The organism is Desulfocastanea catecholica, from assembly GCF_054657295.1.
In genome coordinates this window covers 1-219 of sequence record NZ_BAAHYZ010000206.1, presented here as the reverse complement: position 1 = coordinate 219, position 219 = coordinate 1, and the positions used below count along the sequence as shown (strand labels likewise).

The window sequence follows — 219 nt, the reverse complement described above, 5'->3', positions numbered from 1 at the left end:
TTAGGTTCATCCGACTAAAGCGTACTTTGTCTCGTGAAGTGCCATTATTTTCAGTTTGAAAAACTCCATATCTCTGTAGCCATATGCTTTCCTCTGCATTGTCTTGATTTTGTTGTTAGTCCCCTCAAGAGGCCCTGTGGATAAGCCATCAAAATCGAAATAGGCCAATATGCCGTCAAAGTGCTTTTCCATGGTTTTTGAGAACTTCAACAACATATC

The 219-nt window shown here is 40.2% G+C and carries 1 protein-coding gene; it reads right to left on the bottom strand.

Translation table 11 applies throughout. The annotated features are described in order from the left end of the window. Positions 1 to 6: 6 nt before the first annotated feature. A partial coding sequence (locus ACYQ8U_RS23530; protein WP_459947966.1) for a transposase occupies positions 7 to 219 on the bottom strand: 213 nt, incomplete at its 5' end.